Annotated in this window: 11 protein-coding genes; 7 read left to right on the top strand and 4 right to left on the bottom strand. The window is 47.6% G+C overall.

All coding sequences use genetic code 11. The features are described 5' to 3' along the window. The first annotated feature begins 338 nt into the window (after positions 1-338). The 4 genes from M0415_RS09085 to M0415_RS09070 all read left to right on the top strand — a co-directional run bounded on the left by M0415_RS09085 (position 339) and on the right by M0415_RS09070 (position 6,783). Positions 339-2,504: a TonB-dependent siderophore receptor gene (locus M0415_RS09085; RefSeq protein ID WP_249554225.1), complete on the top strand. Its 2,166-nt coding sequence runs from the start codon at positions 339-341 to the stop codon at positions 2,502-2,504. Positions 2,505-2,910: 406 nt separating this feature from the next. Further along, the gene (locus M0415_RS09080; protein WP_011716079.1) at positions 2,911-4,200 is read left to right on the top strand and encodes an NCS2 family permease; all 1,290 of its coding nucleotides are present in this window, start codon (positions 2,911-2,913) and stop codon (positions 4,198-4,200) included. 174 nt (positions 4,201-4,374) lie between these two features. Continuing rightward, entirely contained in the window at positions 4,375-5,493 is a 1,119-nt protein-coding gene (gene proB / locus M0415_RS09075; RefSeq protein WP_086903377.1) for a glutamate 5-kinase, read from the top strand. A 12-nt stretch (positions 5,494-5,505) separates the two neighbouring features. Continuing rightward, entirely contained in the window at positions 5,506-6,783 is a 1,278-nt protein-coding gene (locus M0415_RS09070) for a glutamate-5-semialdehyde dehydrogenase (protein ID WP_249554227.1), read from the top strand. A gap of 73 nt (positions 6,784-6,856) precedes the next feature. Here M0415_RS09070 and M0415_RS09065 read toward each other — a convergent pair whose 3' ends face one another. The 3 genes from M0415_RS09065 to M0415_RS09055 all read right to left on the bottom strand — a co-directional run bounded on the left by M0415_RS09065 (position 6,857) and on the right by M0415_RS09055 (position 8,814). After that, positions 6,857-7,159, bottom strand: coding sequence for a hypothetical protein (locus M0415_RS09065; RefSeq protein WP_011716082.1), 303 nt, complete (start codon positions 7,157-7,159; stop codon positions 6,857-6,859). 124 nt (positions 7,160-7,283) lie between these two features. Continuing rightward, the gene (gene ybaK / locus M0415_RS09060; RefSeq protein ID WP_249554229.1) at positions 7,284-7,760 is read right to left on the bottom strand and encodes a Cys-tRNA(Pro) deacylase; all 477 of its coding nucleotides are present in this window, start codon (positions 7,758-7,760) and stop codon (positions 7,284-7,286) included. A 133-nt stretch (positions 7,761-7,893) separates the two neighbouring features. Then, positions 7,894-8,814: a DMT family transporter gene (locus tag M0415_RS09055; RefSeq protein ID WP_249554231.1), complete on the bottom strand. Its 921-nt coding sequence runs from the start codon at positions 8,812-8,814 to the stop codon at positions 7,894-7,896. Positions 8,815-9,099: 285 nt separating this feature from the next. Here M0415_RS09055 and dnaK point away from each other — a divergent pair, with 285 nt between their 5' ends. Both dnaK and dnaJ read left to right on the top strand, forming a co-directional pair. Beyond that, entirely contained in the window at positions 9,100-11,019 is a 1,920-nt protein-coding gene (dnaK, locus tag M0415_RS09050) for a molecular chaperone DnaK (RefSeq protein WP_011716085.1), read from the top strand. 109 nt (positions 11,020-11,128) lie between these two features. Then, complete coding sequence (gene dnaJ, locus M0415_RS09045) at positions 11,129-12,262, top strand: molecular chaperone DnaJ (RefSeq protein ID WP_011716086.1); 1,134 nt, start codon at positions 11,129-11,131, stop codon at positions 12,260-12,262. Positions 12,263-12,600: 338 nt separating this feature from the next. Here the strand turns inward: dnaJ and M0415_RS09040 are convergent, their stop codons facing one another. Beyond that, positions 12,601-13,290, bottom strand: coding sequence for a hypothetical protein (locus M0415_RS09040; RefSeq protein WP_249554240.1), 690 nt, complete (start codon positions 13,288-13,290; stop codon positions 12,601-12,603). A 677-nt stretch (positions 13,291-13,967) separates the two neighbouring features. Between M0415_RS09040 and M0415_RS09035 the strand changes: the two genes are divergently transcribed. Beyond that, positions 13,968-15,299, top strand: coding sequence for a DEAD/DEAH box helicase (locus M0415_RS09035; protein ID WP_249554242.1), 1,332 nt, complete (start codon positions 13,968-13,970; stop codon positions 15,297-15,299). Positions 15,300-15,384: the final 85 nt, after the last annotated feature.

Genomic DNA, 15,384 nt, shown 5'->3' with positions numbered 1-15,384 from the left:
AGCGCGGTAATGTACTTCCCCGAAAGGGACGCTTGAAATATGTCTTGCCTGCTCATTGAGCAGGCTTTTTTTTACCTGTTTTTCAGCTTAGATAACTGATTTCGCTCATATCCCAGTATCTCGTCAAAAATTTTTTGCCTAATGGCAAAAAATGTCCTGTGTTGATGAGTCTCTTTAATTATTTGTTTTTAAAGCGTAAAACTTTTTTGTTAGTGCGGCTTTTATTTGATACGACTTAAGAATGACAAATTTGTTATATTTATCACATAAAATACAAATGCAAATCGTTCTCAATGGTGTTACCGTATGCGCACCTTAACAAAACTTGCTGAACGACTATGCGTTTTAATCTACTTCCTCTTGCGGCTGCGGTAACACTAGCATTGAATCCTTTGGCGTTGATGGCCGAAGAACAAACCTCTTCTAAAACAGAGACACAAGATCAAAATATCGAAAAAATCACAGTGATGGGTAAATACACTGTGAGTCGAAATATTGATACAGCGACAGGTCTCGGACTCACATTACGGGAAACGCCACAGTCGGTCAGCATCATGACGGCGGATCGGATTGAAGATCAGGCGTTAAATACTGTGGTCGACGTGGTGAATAACACTGTGGGCCTGTCTTCTTCAAAAACCGATAACGTGCGTAACGGTTTTTCGGCCCGCGGTTTTACCGTGCAAAACTATCAAATTGATGGCGTGCCTTTATCTTGGAGTTTAGGCGGCGATGCCGGTGAAACTGTATCGGATGTGTCTATCTACGAGCGTGTTGAAGTTGTGCGTGGTGCTACCGGTTTATTAACGGGTGCAGGCGATCCTTCGGCCTCGATTAACTTAGTGCGTAAGCATGCCGACAGCTCAGATCTTAAAGGTTATGTGGATGTCGCAACGGGAAGTTGGGATAAAAAACAAGTCACTGCGGATGTGTCCAATGGTTTGAATGAAGACGGCAGTGTCCGTGGCCGTTTAGTCGCTAAGTATGTGAATAGCGATTCCTATCAAAATCTGTATCAAGACCGTAAAACCATTCTCTATGGTGTGGTCGATAGCGATATCACCGCCAACACTTTACTGCGTGTCGGTGCTAGCTATAACCACAACGATCCAAAAGGCGCGATGTGGGGCGCGTTGCCCGCCGTCTTTAGCGATGGCTCAGCCACAGATTGGGATACTTCCGCCACCACAGCCGCCGATTGGAGCCGCTGGGAAACCAAGAATATCAACTACTTTGCTAACCTAAATCATTACTTCAGCAATGGTTGGCAACTAGTCGCTAACTACAACCGCATGGAGTATGAGACCACCACTAAGATGATCTACATGTCGGGTATGCTCGATAAAGACACCGGGGCAGGGCTTACTGGTCAGCGTTATCACAGCCATGGTGAAAGTAACTCGAATAACTTTGATGTGCAGCTTAAAGGCGACTATGACCTCTTTGGTCAAACCCATGAGTTTGTGACGGGCGCCTTGTATAGTAAGCAAAAGTCCTACGCCGATACCTATGAGCCTATCCGTGACGATATGACGGGTTGGGACTCACAAGTGGTCGATAACTTCTACGAATGGCAACAAAATCAGTTTGCCGAGCCTGAATGGTCGACCAATGCGAACCGTCAGCTCAATATGGATACCGAGCAAAAAGGCTTTTATGCGGCGACTCGCCTGACCATCACCGATGATTTCAAACTGATTGCCGGTGGACGTATCTCAAGCTGGAACCGTGAAGGCGTGAGCTATGGTACCGATACTAACTTTGGCGATGATGGTGTGTTTGTGCCCTATGTTGGTGCATTATACGATATCAATGAAGAGCACCGTATTTACGCCAGCTATACCGGGATTTTTAATCCGCAGAATAATTTCGATGCCAATCAAAATTACCTCGATCCATTAGAAGGTAAAGCCTACGAATTAGGTTTGAAGAGTTCCTATCTTGACGATCGCCTGCATACCACTGTGGCCTTGTTCCAAATTGACCAAGATAACTTGGCAACCTTAGCCGGGACAATTAATATCGGTGGCAAACCCGTGAATTACTATGAAGCCGCACAAGGCACTAAGAGTAAGGGTTTTGAGCTAGAAGTCGTAGGTGAGCCTGCCGATGGCTGGAATATCTCTGCAGGTTACTCGCAATTTAATGCCGAAGATGCAGAGGGTAAACGAGTCGCGACGACCAGCCCGCAGAAGCAATTTAAACTCTTTACTACCTACCAATTTGTGGATTTATTGCCCGAGTTAACCATAGGTGGTGGGGTGAACTGGCAAAGTGACAGTTACTCTGATGTCAGTGGTGTAGCAATTAAGCAGGATGACTATTCCTTAGTGAATCTGATGGCGCGCTACGATCTGGCTGAGAATATGGATCTGCAGGTTAACGTAGAGAATCTGTTGGATGAGAAATATTATGCCTATATGACAGCGTCTGGCCTTGCTTACAGTGCGTATCACTACGGCGCGCCACGTAACTTTACCGTTAGCTTTAACTATCGCTTCTAAGCATTTCCCGTTGAACTCAAAAAGCCGGTGCCCTTAAGGGCACCGGCTTTTTGCTATCGACTTCAATCCTATTTGCTGCGCAGAGGCGACCGAATATGTCGGTATGGGATAAGCATTGTGCTGTTTTGTGATTATTTCGCTTTAAAAACAATGTGCTGTTCATCCTGAACGGTATTCGAATTTTCCCGGTATTAAGATTGGCTTACTAACCCCTATTTAGCGTGAGCTTTAATGTAAATTAAGCTCGGTGGTTTTTTGTTCTGTTTAGCGATTTCTATCAAGAAAATCTCCATCAATTTTCTGGCCTGACCAGCACAAACTCCCTATAATCCCCTGCGAAAAACACGACTACATAGTGTTTACATTTTTGACCCTACCTACTTTAAAAGAAAAGGAACACAGTTCCATGTTAGAAAAGCTGTTCAAACTGAAACAAAATCAAACGAGCCTCAAGCAGGAAGCGATAGCAGGTTTGACAACATTTATGACTATGGCCTACATCATTTTTGTGAATCCAATGATGTTAGCCGATGCGGGTATGGATCATGGCGCCGTGTTTGTGGCCACCTGTTTAGCGGCGGCGGTGGGTTGTATTGTGATGGGTGTCATGGCGAACTATCCCATTGCACTGGCCCCAGGTATGGGACTCAATGCCTTTTTTACCTACACAGTCGTGGGTGAAATGGGTTACAGCTGGGAAACTGCACTCGGCGCAGTTTTTCTGTCGGGAATTTGCTTTTTAATTCTGTCTCTAGTGCGTATTCGCGAGTGGATTGTGAACAGTATTCCTATGTCGCTGCGTATCGGTATTGCCGCGGGTATTGGTTTATTCCTCGCGTTGATCGGTCTCAAGAGTGCTGGCATTGTGGTAGCAAGCCCTGCGACCTTAGTGACCATGGGTGATATCACCGCCTTCCCTGCGGTAATGGCCGTGTTAGGTTTCTTCCTGATCATCGCCATGGTGCAACGTGGCATGAAGTCAGCGGTGATTTTAAGCATCCTTATCATCACAGGACTGGGATTAATCTTCGGTGATGTGCATTACAACGGCATCGTCTCTATGCCGCCTTCCGTCGCACCGACCTTTATGGCGATGGATTTATCCCAAGTATTTGAAGTGACAATGCTGTCTGTGGTGTTTGCCTTCTTATTTGTGGATCTTTTTGATACCTCGGGCACCTTAGTGGCGGTGGCGCAGCGTGGTGGTTTCCTCGATGAAAAAGGCCGTTTACCTCGCTTAAACCGTGCCTTAACTGCGGACAGTTTAGCGACGATTGCGGGCGCAGCTTTAGGTACGTCAACGACTACCAGTTATATCGAAAGTACAGCGGGTGTGAGCGCGGGTGGCCGTACTGGCTTAACCGCTGTCGTGGTCGGCTTACTGTTTATCTTGGCCTTATTTCTATCACCATTAGCAGGGATGATCCCCGCCTATGCCACGGCTGGTACGCTGTTCTATGTGGCGATTCTGATGATGTCCGGACTGGTTCACGTCGAATGGGAAGATTTAACAGAAGCAGCGCCAGTAGTTGTGGTCTGTATCCTAATGCCGTTGACCTTCTCTATCGCTACGGGGATTGCGCTGGGGATTATTTCCTATGCTGCTATCAAACTGTTAACAGGCCGTTTTAGCGATTTAAATATCGGGGTGATTGTGCTCGCGGCGATGTTTATTGCGAAATTTATTTACGGCTGATACTTAGCCAGTCGCCAATTAGGCGGTTTTTTTGAGGGGCATCTAATCGATGGCCCTTTTTTATGCGCGATCCCAAGCAGAATTGAAAATTTCTACCAACATCCGGCCCACTAACTACCAATTGCTCTGCGGATTAGGTATAAGGATTATCCGGTTATTTTCTACATATGAATAATGAATTTAAGTGAGATTGCGTATCGCCGCGTGGTAGTGAAGTTAGGGACGAGTGTGCTGACGTCTGGCAGTAAACAGCTAGATAAAGCCCATATGGTTGAGCTTGCTCGTCAAATGGCCGCACTGATGAGATCAGGGGTCGAAGTCGTATTATGCACTTCTGGCGCAATTGCCGCCGGACGCGAACATCTCCAATACCCGGTATTGCCCGACACTATGGCCAATAAACAGTTATTAGCCGCTGTCGGGCAGAGTCAACTTATTCTCGCTTGGGCACAACTCTTTAGCATCTACGGTTTACATGTGGGGCAATTGCTGCTGACCCGTGCTGACCTACACGATCGAGAGCGCTATTTGAATGCCCGCGATACCCTTAATGCCTTGCTGGCAAACAATATTATCCCCATCATCAATGAAAACGATGCGGTCGCCACTAACGAGATCAAAGTGGGCGACAACGACAACTTGTCGGCGCGTGCTGCACTGCTGTGTGATGCCGACCTGTTGATTTTGTTGACGGATCAAAAGGGCTTATTCGATGCCGATCCGCGCACTAACCCTAATGCTAAGCTGATTTCTCAGGTCGAGAAAATTGACGACAGTCTGCGTCTGTTAGCGGGTGGTTCGGTTTCTGGCTTAGGCACGGGCGGAATGTCGACTAAGCTAGAAGCTGCGGATATTGCTCGCCGTGCGGGCATTGAAGTGGTGATAGCCTCGGGTCATCACCCCGATGTGATTAAAAAAGTGGTCGGCAAAGAGTCTGTCGGCACGCATTTTAGTGCCATCGAAAATCCGTTAGAGAGCCGCAAACAGTGGATTTTAGCGGGACCTGCCGCCCAAGGTTCACTGGTGCTCGATGCGGGCGCGGTGAAAGCTGTGACCGAAAAAGGTCGCAGCCTGTTATCGAAGGGGATTATTGGCGTTAAAGGGGAATTTGAACGTGGTGCAACCCTGCAATTGGTTGACCAAAAAGGCAAAATCATTGCCAGAGGCATCACTCGCTACTGTGGTGAGGCCTTAGGGTTAATTGCGGGTAAACATTCCGACGAAATCGAGTCAGTGCTCGGTTACGATTATGGTGACGCAATAGTGCACCGCAACGACATGGTCGTCTTATAAGCGAGGTCTGTTTTGAGTCAAACGAATCAAGCGCAATATTTACAACAACTGGGTAGTCAGGCTAAGCAAGCCAGCTATGCCTTAGCGAATCTTAGCGCCGCACAGAAAGCGGATTTACTCGAGGCGATTGCCGAGGCCCTGACGCAGAATACTCCGGCGATTCTCGCGGCTAACGCCAAAGACGTTGCCGCCGCTAAGGCTGAAGGCTTGAATGATGCAATGATCGATAGATTGTTGCTTAACGAGTCGCGTCTGGCGGGGATTATCGGTGATATCGGCGATGTGGTTCGTCTTGCCGATCCCGTTGGCGAAGAGTTTGGCAGCCGAGTGTTGGACAATGGGTTAAGGCTCACGCGCCGCCGCGTACCGCTGGGGGTGATCGGGGTTATCTACGAGGCGCGGCCGAATGTGACGGTTGATATTGCTGTGCTGGCACTTAAAACTGGTAATGCGGTGATTCTGCGCGGCGGAAAAGAGACGCTCGAATCTAACAAACTGATTAGTGAAGTGATCCGTGGCGCGATTGCGAGCCAAGGTCTGCCAGTCGATGCGGTGCAGCTGATTGATTCTCCCGATAGAGCCTTAGTCACTGGTTTACTCAAGCTCGACCAATATGTCGATATGATCGTCCCCCGTGGCGGACAAGCACTGCAGCGGCTTTGCGCCGAGCAAGCGACGATTCCTGTGATCTTAGGCGGCATTGGGATCTGCCATCTGTATGTCGATAAACATGCCGATCTTGAGCGCGCACTCGAGGTGATTGCCAACGCAAAAGTGCAACGTCCCACGGTATGTAACGCGCTGGATACTTTGCTGGTGGATAACGCAGTTGCCGAGCGCTTTGTGCCGCAAATTGCCGAGTACTTACATCGCTTAGGTGTGCGTTTTTCGGTGTGTGAACAAAGCTATGCACTGCTCGATGGGCTGGGGTTTGATATTTCCTCGGCAACTGAGCAAAGCTTTGCGACAGAGTGGTTGTCTTTGACCTTAGGCATTAAAGTGGTGAGCGACATTGATACAGCCATTGCCCATATCCGTACCTATTCCAGTGGGCACTCTGAGGCGATTATCACCGATGATATCCATGCGGCAACGCATTTTATGAACGAAGTGAATTCGGCTGCTGTGTATGTGAATGCCAGTACTCGCTTTACCGATGGCGGTCAATTTGGCTTAGGGGCCGAGGTGGCCGTAAGCACGCAAAAACTCCATGCCCGTGGTCCTATGGGGCTTGAGGCACTGACCACCTATAAGTGGTTAGCATGGGGTGATTACACTAGCCGCGCTTAGTCCTTATCGTTTTATCAAATCGTTCCATTAAAAAAGCCGCAATAGCGGCTTTTTTTGTTGGCAAATATCTCGGTTAATGGATAAGCGGGGTGTAAGTGGCAATTAACCATAGGCACAGAAATGCTACCGACATCGCAGTGGTGAACTTACGAAAGGCTCTAATGTACTCCAAGGTATACAAAAAATACTTCTCCTGCACTCTGCGGGTGATCAGTACCGAGGGGAGTAAAAAAGTGCAATAGAGCATCACCACCATGGTTGTGAAACCATTTCCGAAAAAATGCTCATAGATAAACAGGGCAATACAAATGAGCATGGCGACCCAACCGATAGGGCTTATGCCATCTTCTTGATTCCATTGAGTTGATTTTTCCATCTGACTATCCTTAGTCGTCTGCGTACAGTTCAATTTATAGACGGATATGCTGCAGTTTTCAACTCTGTTGAGGATAAATGCTGTGACGCTCTCAGCATATTTTAGCAATATCTGATGTTTTGCCTTAAAGGGTTTTAATATCCGCAAATGATCCGCGGCATAATTTCGCTAAGTCATTCGCCGCAAGGCAGATTTCAAGGCCGCGGCGGCCGGCACTGACATAGATTTTATCGAATTGCTGAGCCGTCGCATCGATCAGCGTTGGCAGCTGTTTTTTCTGAGCTAGGGGGCTAATGCCGCCAACGAGGTAGCCAGAGGATTTTTGCGCTAAATCCGCATCGGCCATTTGCAGTTTCTTCAGGCCTAAACATTTAGCGACGGCTTTTAAATTGAGTTGATGACCAACTGGAACGAGCGCAACAGCAAGCGGCGGATGGGCTTTATCGGTCGCGACCAGTAAGGTTTTAAATACCTGCGCGGGGGCGAGCCCTAACACATTGGCGGCTTCTTCGCCGTAGGCGGCGCAGTGTGGGTCGTGACTGTATTCTAAGATTTCAAAGGGAATTTTGGCTTTCTTGGCCATTTGTACGGCTGGTGTCATGCTCTCGTCCTCGCGCCCCAATTAGGTGCAATAAAAGTCTAGGGGCAATAAAAGTCCGCCATAGTAGCCCTTTCTGCGGCGTTAAAATGTTAGCTCGGGCATAAATTACCTATGCCCATGTGATACACCTTACTCAGTCTGCAAGCTTGGCATTAAGCTTGGTTTTGCGCTCAAGGTAACGCGGGAATAACTGCTGCAACATCATGCCACTCAAAATAAAACCTAATCCGATATACGTTGCGGTGGCGATAGTTTCTTGCAGAATCCAGGCAATAAAACCAATCGACATTACTGGCGATAAAAATACTAAGGTACTGATATTAGCCGTGCGAGTCGCGGTTTTAAGTGCCATTAACCACAGCACGAAGGTAATGCCCATCTCAAATAAGCCAACATACATGCCCGCCATCACGGCGCTCAAACTAAAGCTGGGTAGGGTATCGGTCAGCAGCAGTGTCACGGTAATAAAAGGTAAACCAATTAAAAAGCTCAATAGTAGGCTGACGACGGGGTCGCCTTGATCTTTAGTGTTCACAATCCAATATAGGCACCAGAGCAAAGTGCTGGTTAATGCAAGACCAATCCCGAGTGGACTGTCGAAGCGAAAACCACTGACATCGCCGCCGGTGGCGATAATAAAGACCCCTGAGTAGGCAATCAGTGCCGCAATCATATCGCTCTTACGCAAATGTTGTTTCAGCAGCGGCGCGGCTAACAGCGGCAGCAATACCGCCCAAGTGTAGTTGAGTGAGAGTGCCTGCTGGGCGGGTAATAGTGAGTAGGCTTTAAACAGCACTACATAATACAGAAAAGGATTAATCAGCCCGGTAATCAGATAAAACGCAGGGCGACGCTGGAGCTGCGCTTTAAGGAGTGGCAGTTTTTTCTGCCAAGCGAGAATGGCACCTAGGGCGATGATTGAGGTGAGTACCGCCACAAACACCAACTGCAATGGGCTATAAAATCCGAGGGCAATCTTAAAGGCGGTTGCCACCGTCGACCAGAGGAATACCGCGGCCATGCCGTACACATATGCCAAATTTGAAGATTTCACACTATTACCCTATGCGCTTAAACATCACTCAATGTGCGCAGATTGAATAACAGCTATTGCTGATAAGCAAGCGGATTTTGCGGTTTTGAATATTTTATACAGTCATATCCTTTGAAAAGATAAATCAGAAAAATTTTTTATCGGCCCTTGTAATTAAATTCCCTGTCCCAATATAGGTGTTAAGGCAGAGAAGGTGGCCAACAGTGGACTTGAAAAAAAACCGTCCGGCCCCATATCAAAACCAACTTATAAATTTAGTTAGACAGAAATTTTTCGGAGGACCTCATGGGTAAAATTATTGGTATCGACTTAGGCACAACAAACTCTTGTGTAGCTGTCCTCGATGGTGGCAAAGCACGCGTATTAGAGAATGCTGAAGGCGATCGCACAACCCCGTCTATCATCGCTTACACCGATGATGAGACCATCGTGGGTCAGCCAGCAAAACGCCAAGCTGTAACTAACCCAAACAACACATTCTTCGCGATCAAGCGTTTGATCGGTCGTCGCTTCAAAGACGACGAAGTTCAACGTGACGTGAACATCATGCCATTCAAAATCATTGCAGCCGACAACGGTGATGCATGGGTTGAATCACGTGGCAACAAAATGGCTCCACCACAGGTTTCTGCTGAAATCTTGAAAAAGATGAAGAAAACAGCAGAAGACTTCTTAGGTGAAGAAGTGACAGAAGCGGTAATTACCGTTCCTGCATACTTTAACGATTCACAACGTCAAGCCACTAAAGATGCGGGCCGCATCGCGGGTCTTGAAGTTAAACGTATTATCAACGAACCAACGGCTGCCGCACTGGCCTACGGTATCGACAAGAAGCAAGGTGACAACATCGTTGCCGTGTACGACTTAGGTGGTGGTACATTCGATATCTCTATCATCGAAATCGACAGCAACGACGGCGACCAAACCTTCGAAGTATTAGCGACTAACGGTGACACTCACTTAGGTGGTGAAGACTTTGACAACCGTTTAATCAACTACTTAGCTGACGAATTCAAGAAAGAGCAAGGCTTAGATCTGCGTAAAGATCCATTAGCAATGCAACGTCTGAAAGAAGCGGCTGAAAAGGCGAAGATTGAGCTTTCAAGCACCAACCAAACTGAAGTGAACCTGCCATACATCACTGCCGATGCAACAGGTCCTAAGCACTTAGTGGTGAAAATCACCCGTGCTAAGTTAGAGTCACTGGTTGAAGACTTAATCATTCGTACTTTAGAGCCATTAAAAGTGGCACTGGCTGACGCTGACTTATCAGTATCAGACATTAACGAAGTGATTTTAGTGGGCGGTCAAACCCGTATGCCTAAGGTTCAAGAAGCGGTTTCTAACTTCTTCGGTAAAGAACCTCGTAAAGACGTAAACCCAGACGAAGCCGTAGCCGTAGGTGCTGCGATTCAAGCGGGCGTACTGTCAGGCGACGTGAAAGACGTTCTGCTGTTAGACGTAACACCACTGTCTCTGGGTATCGAAACCATGGGCAGCGTAATGACCAAGCTGATTGAGAAAAACACCACTATTCCGACTAAGGCACAGCAAGTGTTCTCAACAGCCGATGACAACCAAAGTGCAGTAACCATTCACGTACTGCAAGGTGAGCGTAAGCAAGCGAGCGCGAACAAGTCATTAGGTCAGTTCAACCTTGACGGTATTGAGCCAGCACCACGTGGCATGCCACAAATCGAAGTGATGTTCGATATCGACGCTGACGGTATTCTGCATGTTTCTGCGACCGACAAGAAAACCGGTAAGAAACAAAACATCACCATCAAAGCTTCTTCAGGCTTAAGCGAAGAAGAAGTGGCGCAAATGGTACGTGACGCTGAAGCACACGCTGAAGAAGACAAGAAGTTTGAAGAGTTAGTGCAATCTCGCAACCAAGCTGACGGCTTAGTTCACGCAACTAAGAAACAAGTTGAAGAAGCGGGCGATGCACTGCCAGCAGACGACAAAGCTAAGATTGAAGCGGCAATGAGCGCAGTTGAAGTTGCAACTAAAGGCAACGACAAAGAAGCCATTGAAAAAGCGACTCAAGAGCTGATTGAAGCGTCTGCTAAGCTGATGGAAATTGCTCAGGCTAAAGCTCAAACTCAAGGCGGCGCACAAGAAGGTGCTGCTAAACAGTCTAACGCGACTGCCGATGACGTTGTCGATGCTGAATTTGAAGAAGTGAAAGACGACAAGAAATAACATTTGCTCTCAATCAAATTGATTGATTTCAAATAGTTAATTTCTAGGCGGGCGTTACGGGGAAACCCTAACGCCCGTTCGTTCAACTTAAGCTGAGAAGCATGAGATTATGTCAAAGCGAGATTATTACGAAGTATTAGGCGTTGGTCGTGACGCCAGCGAACGTGAAATTAAAAAAGCCTACAAGCGTTTGGCGATGAAGTTTCACCCCGATCGCAACCCTGGCGACAAAGCTGCCGAGGCGAGCTTTAAAGAAGTTAAAGAAGCCTACGAAATCCTTACCGATGCCAACAAAAAAGCGGCCTATGACCAATTTGGTCATGCGGGTGTGGATCCTAATCGTGGCGGCGGTGGTGGCTACGGCGGCGCGGGAGATTTCGGCGATATTTTCGGTGATGTCTTTGGCGATATTTTCGGCGGTGGACGCCGTGGCGGTCAACGCCAAGCGGCCCGCGGCTCAGATTTACGTTACAACCTAGAGTTATCACTGGAAGAAGCCGTAAAAGGCCTTACCAAAGAACTGCGTATTCCAACCTTAGCCAGCTGTGATGTGTGTGACGGCAGCGGGGCGAAAAAAGGCTCTTCGGCGACTACCTGTGGCACCTGTCATGGTCAAGGCCAAGTGCAAATGCGCCAAGGTTTCTTCACCGTACAGCAGCCATGTCCAACCTGTCATGGTCGCGGCAAGATCATTAAAGATCCTTGTTCTAAGTGCCATGGTGATGGCCGTGTCGAGAAGACCAAAACATTGTCAGTTAAGATCCCTGCGGGTGTCGACACTGGCGACCGTATCCGCTTAGCGGGTGAAGGTGAAGCGGGCGAGTTTGGTGCGCCACCGGGCGATTTATATGTTCAGGTCACAGTACGTGAACATGCTATTTTCGTGCGTGATGGCAACAACCTCTACTGCGAAGTGCCGATTTCATTCAGCAAAGCGGCGCTCGGCGGCGAGATTGAAGTCCCAACACTGGACGGCAAAGTCAGCCTGAAGATCCCAGCCGAAACGCAAACGGGCCGCATGTTCCGTCTGCGTGGCAAAGGGGTTAAATCGGTTCGCAGCCATGCGGTGGGCGACCTGCTCTGCAAAGTCGTGATGGAAACGCCAGTTAACCTCAATGAGCGTCAGAAAGAATTACTGCGTGAGTTTGAGGCGACATTAACCGGCGAATCAAAGAAGCACAGCCCAAAGGCTGAAGGCTTTTTCGATGGCGTGAAGAAGTTTTTCCAAGACCTAAATAGCTAATTAGGTTTGGTGGCGCAGCGGTTATGTTAGCTGCGCACTAGATAAATAAAGCCTCGCAGTGTTTAACACTAGCGGGGCTTTTTTATGCTTGATTGCATGCTCAAATTTCAAACTCTGTCCGCAGCAATAAATTAAGCACTGTCATTTCAGTGACTCGCCATGAACTCATCCCTGAGGGCTCGACGACGGCATCCATGCCGTCAACGGTCACTTCCATGGCAGCGCTTAATTCCTTTTAAGTCCTGCGTATATCTGATAAATGTTATGCCTGTCCGATCTTTCGGTAGACTACTAAATTTGAAGTAGAAGCATAAAGTGCCAAGCGTTGAGAATCCCTCTTAAATGCTTTGTTCGGTAAGTATTGGGGTGCATATCGAGCGCAATTTATCAATTTTAGAGTTGAGTTCAGCTGTTAGGTCGACTGGTCGATCTAACTTACTTTTATCTGCATCAACGTACATTTCTCGAACCGAATCGCTGATTGCAGGGTGACGGATTGCGGCTTCATAAAAGTGAACATCATACAAAGGTTGACACTTACTTAAATCATCAACTAAGCCATCTAAACATTGCTTAATTAAGTCGAGAAGCTCTAACGTAAACTCAGTGCAGATAGTAGCAATATCTTCAGAAGGTGCCGTAATGAGCTCCACCTCTTTACAGGCTATCCGATGAAAGTCGCAGGCTACGTAATATTTTCCTTTTACCCACATATTGATAACTTGTTGACCATCATGAGTTATAGCATTGCGACAACCTTTGATAAATTTTGCATGCCTAACCGTCTCAAGCATTGCCCAAGATATTTGATCTTCAGATATTACAGGTAATACATCCTTTATGGTTTGTAATTGCCCACTGAATGCAGAAAATGCAAAGTTAAGTTCTTGATCTTTGAGCTCTGAATTTCCATTTTGATATTGTACAATGGATCTATCACGTAAATTTAGAATTTCATTAAGTCGATACTCTAACTCAGAGAGAGTATTTCCAAGATAGTGTAGAAACTGATTTTGTCTTTGATTCAAACTCACAACTCCTGATTTAGTTACCTAACGTCTTAGTATTTATGCGCTGCGCTGTTTGCAGGGCATAAATCGCTTGTTGGACTTGGCCGCTGCGACATCCATGTCAATTGATATAAATGATGCTATAGGAATTTGCTTTTTTGCGGTAGCGGTTTCCATACGATTTTGTTTGTAATTATTTGATATTATTTGATTTATTATTTATAGCGCTTATTTTTTGCAGATGAATCGCTATCAAACTACTCAAAACTCCAAGGAATACACCTCCCCTCGGAGTTGCCGCAGGGCGAATAGACAAATTGCGTGAGTCCGGTCATGGATGACCGGCTAGCTTTCGCAGGTGCAGGGACGCATCCTTCGGAAGCGATAGCAAATTTGGCAATGAGCACAAGGAGCTTTCAACTTCGCTAGGGGCGTCTTGGAGCATCCAAGGAGGATAGGACGAGCAGTCCTCCTTGGTCGGGTGTGGGGTGAAGCCCCACGACTTTGACTTTGATTTTATCTTTGATTTAAAAATTTAAATGAAGTTTGAAAATTAGGCTTTGGGCCTACGTAACGTGAATAGTTAAATATCCCGTCGAAAACTACCCCAAGGCTTTAGTCAAAGCCCAAACAACATTGGTATTAACTGCCAACTCTGCGTAAACTTTCGCTCCCATGTTTATATTGGTGTTGCGATGACCATTCTTAAGCCTTCTACTTCCCCAGAGCCTTCTCCTGAGTCGTTAACCTTTGCTGAGCTTGGCATCAATTCGGCGTTATGTTCGGTATTGCCTGCCGCGCTCAAGCATCCGACACGGGTGCAGCAATTAGCGATTCCGGCGATTCTTGCGGGGCGAGATGTGTTAGCGCTGTCGCAAACTGGTAGCGGTAAGACCTTGGCTTTCGGTTTGCCCTTGTTGCAAACCATCCATCAACAACTCGAGTCAGTGTCATCCTCGGCCTGTAAGGCGCAGGCTTTAGTGCTCGTGCCGACACGGGAGTTAGCGCAGCAGGTAACGATGGCACTGCAAGCGCTGGCGAGTCAGTTATCACCTGTCCCTTTGAAGATTCAACTCCTCTGTGGCGGCATCGCGCAGGAAGAGCAATTAGCCGAACTTGCCGCTAACCCGCAGCTTGTGGTGGCAACCCCAGGGCGCTTATTGGATTTATGCACACAGTCCCATATCAGTCTCGACTCGGTAAAATACCTAGTACTAGACGAAGCCGACCGCTTACTGGAAATGGGATTTTGGCCCGATGTGCAAAAGCTGATGGCAATGATGCCTAAGCGTAAGCAAACCTTACTGTTTTCCGCCACCTTGCCAGAGGCTTTAGATTCCTTGGCGGGTAAATTGCTGACCAATAATCCCCTTCGGGTTGAGGCCAGTACGCGCAATGCTGTCGCCGCCGAAATCGAAGAGCGACTGTATTTAGTCAATAAGGGCAGCAAAGCGCAGGCATTGATTGCGTTACTCAAACAATATCAATGGCCGCAGGTACTGGTGTTTATCAGTGCCCGCGACGATGCGGATGCGATAGCGAAACGACTACTTAAGGCGGGGATAAATGCTGCTGCGCTGCACGGCGAAAAAGATCAAACCGTTCGCAGTCAAACCTTGGCCGACTTTAAAGCCCATCGCATTCAAGTGGTGGTGGCAACAGATTTGATGGCCCGTGGCATTCATGTCGATGCCTTGCCTGTGGTGATCAACTTAGATTTACCCATGAGTGCTCCTGTATATGTGCACCGCATTGGCCGCACCGCAAGGGCAGGCGCTAATGGGCTTGCCATCTCTTTGGTGTGCCATGGTGAAATGCCAAGCTTGACCGCGATCCGCAACTTGACGGCGCGTGAGTTACCGTTAGCATCATTGGCGGACTTTCCAGTGACCGATCAGCCGAGCGAAAGAGTTAGAGAAAACGGTACTGATAATAAAGTGGCACCTAAGCGCCCACCTCGGGACAAACAGGCAAATCGTCGCAGTCTTAATAAGCACAGCATCAAAGCCTTTAAAAGCAAGCGTTGAGAGAGCCTACGCTGCTATCCATAAATTGCTAGCACTTATTGGCTGCTGTTTACCTGTTTCCGCTGGGTGAACTATATAGTTCGCC

It is taken from the genome of Shewanella sp. 10B, assembly GCF_023475885.1.
In the GTDB taxonomy this organism is placed as follows: domain Bacteria; phylum Pseudomonadota; class Gammaproteobacteria; order Enterobacterales; family Shewanellaceae; genus Shewanella; species Shewanella mangrovisoli.
This window is presented reverse-complemented; position numbering and strand designations above follow the sequence as displayed.

Bases quoted from the DNA above. Each gene is read 5' to 3' on its own strand.
- M0415_RS09085 (WP_249554225.1), top strand. From the start codon at position 339: ATGCGTTTTAATCTACTTCCTCTTGCGGCTGCGGTAACACTAGCATTG.
- M0415_RS09080 (WP_011716079.1), top strand. From the start codon at position 2,911: ATGTTAGAAAAGCTGTTCAAACTGAAACAAAATCAAACGAGCCTCAAG.
- proB (WP_086903377.1), top strand. From the start codon at position 4,375: ATGAATTTAAGTGAGATTGCGTATCGCCGCGTGGTAGTGAAGTTAGGG.
- M0415_RS09065 (WP_011716082.1), bottom strand. From the start codon at position 7,159: ATGGAAAAATCAACTCAATGGAATCAAGAAGATGGCATAAGCCCTATC.
- ybaK (WP_249554229.1), bottom strand. From the start codon at position 7,760: ATGACACCAGCCGTACAAATGGCCAAGAAAGCCAAAATTCCCTTTGAA.
- dnaK (WP_011716085.1), top strand. From the start codon at position 9,100: ATGGGTAAAATTATTGGTATCGACTTAGGCACAACAAACTCTTGTGTA.
- dnaJ (WP_011716086.1), top strand. From the start codon at position 11,129: ATGTCAAAGCGAGATTATTACGAAGTATTAGGCGTTGGTCGTGACGCC.
- M0415_RS09035 (WP_249554242.1), top strand. From the start codon at position 13,968: ATGACCATTCTTAAGCCTTCTACTTCCCCAGAGCCTTCTCCTGAGTCG.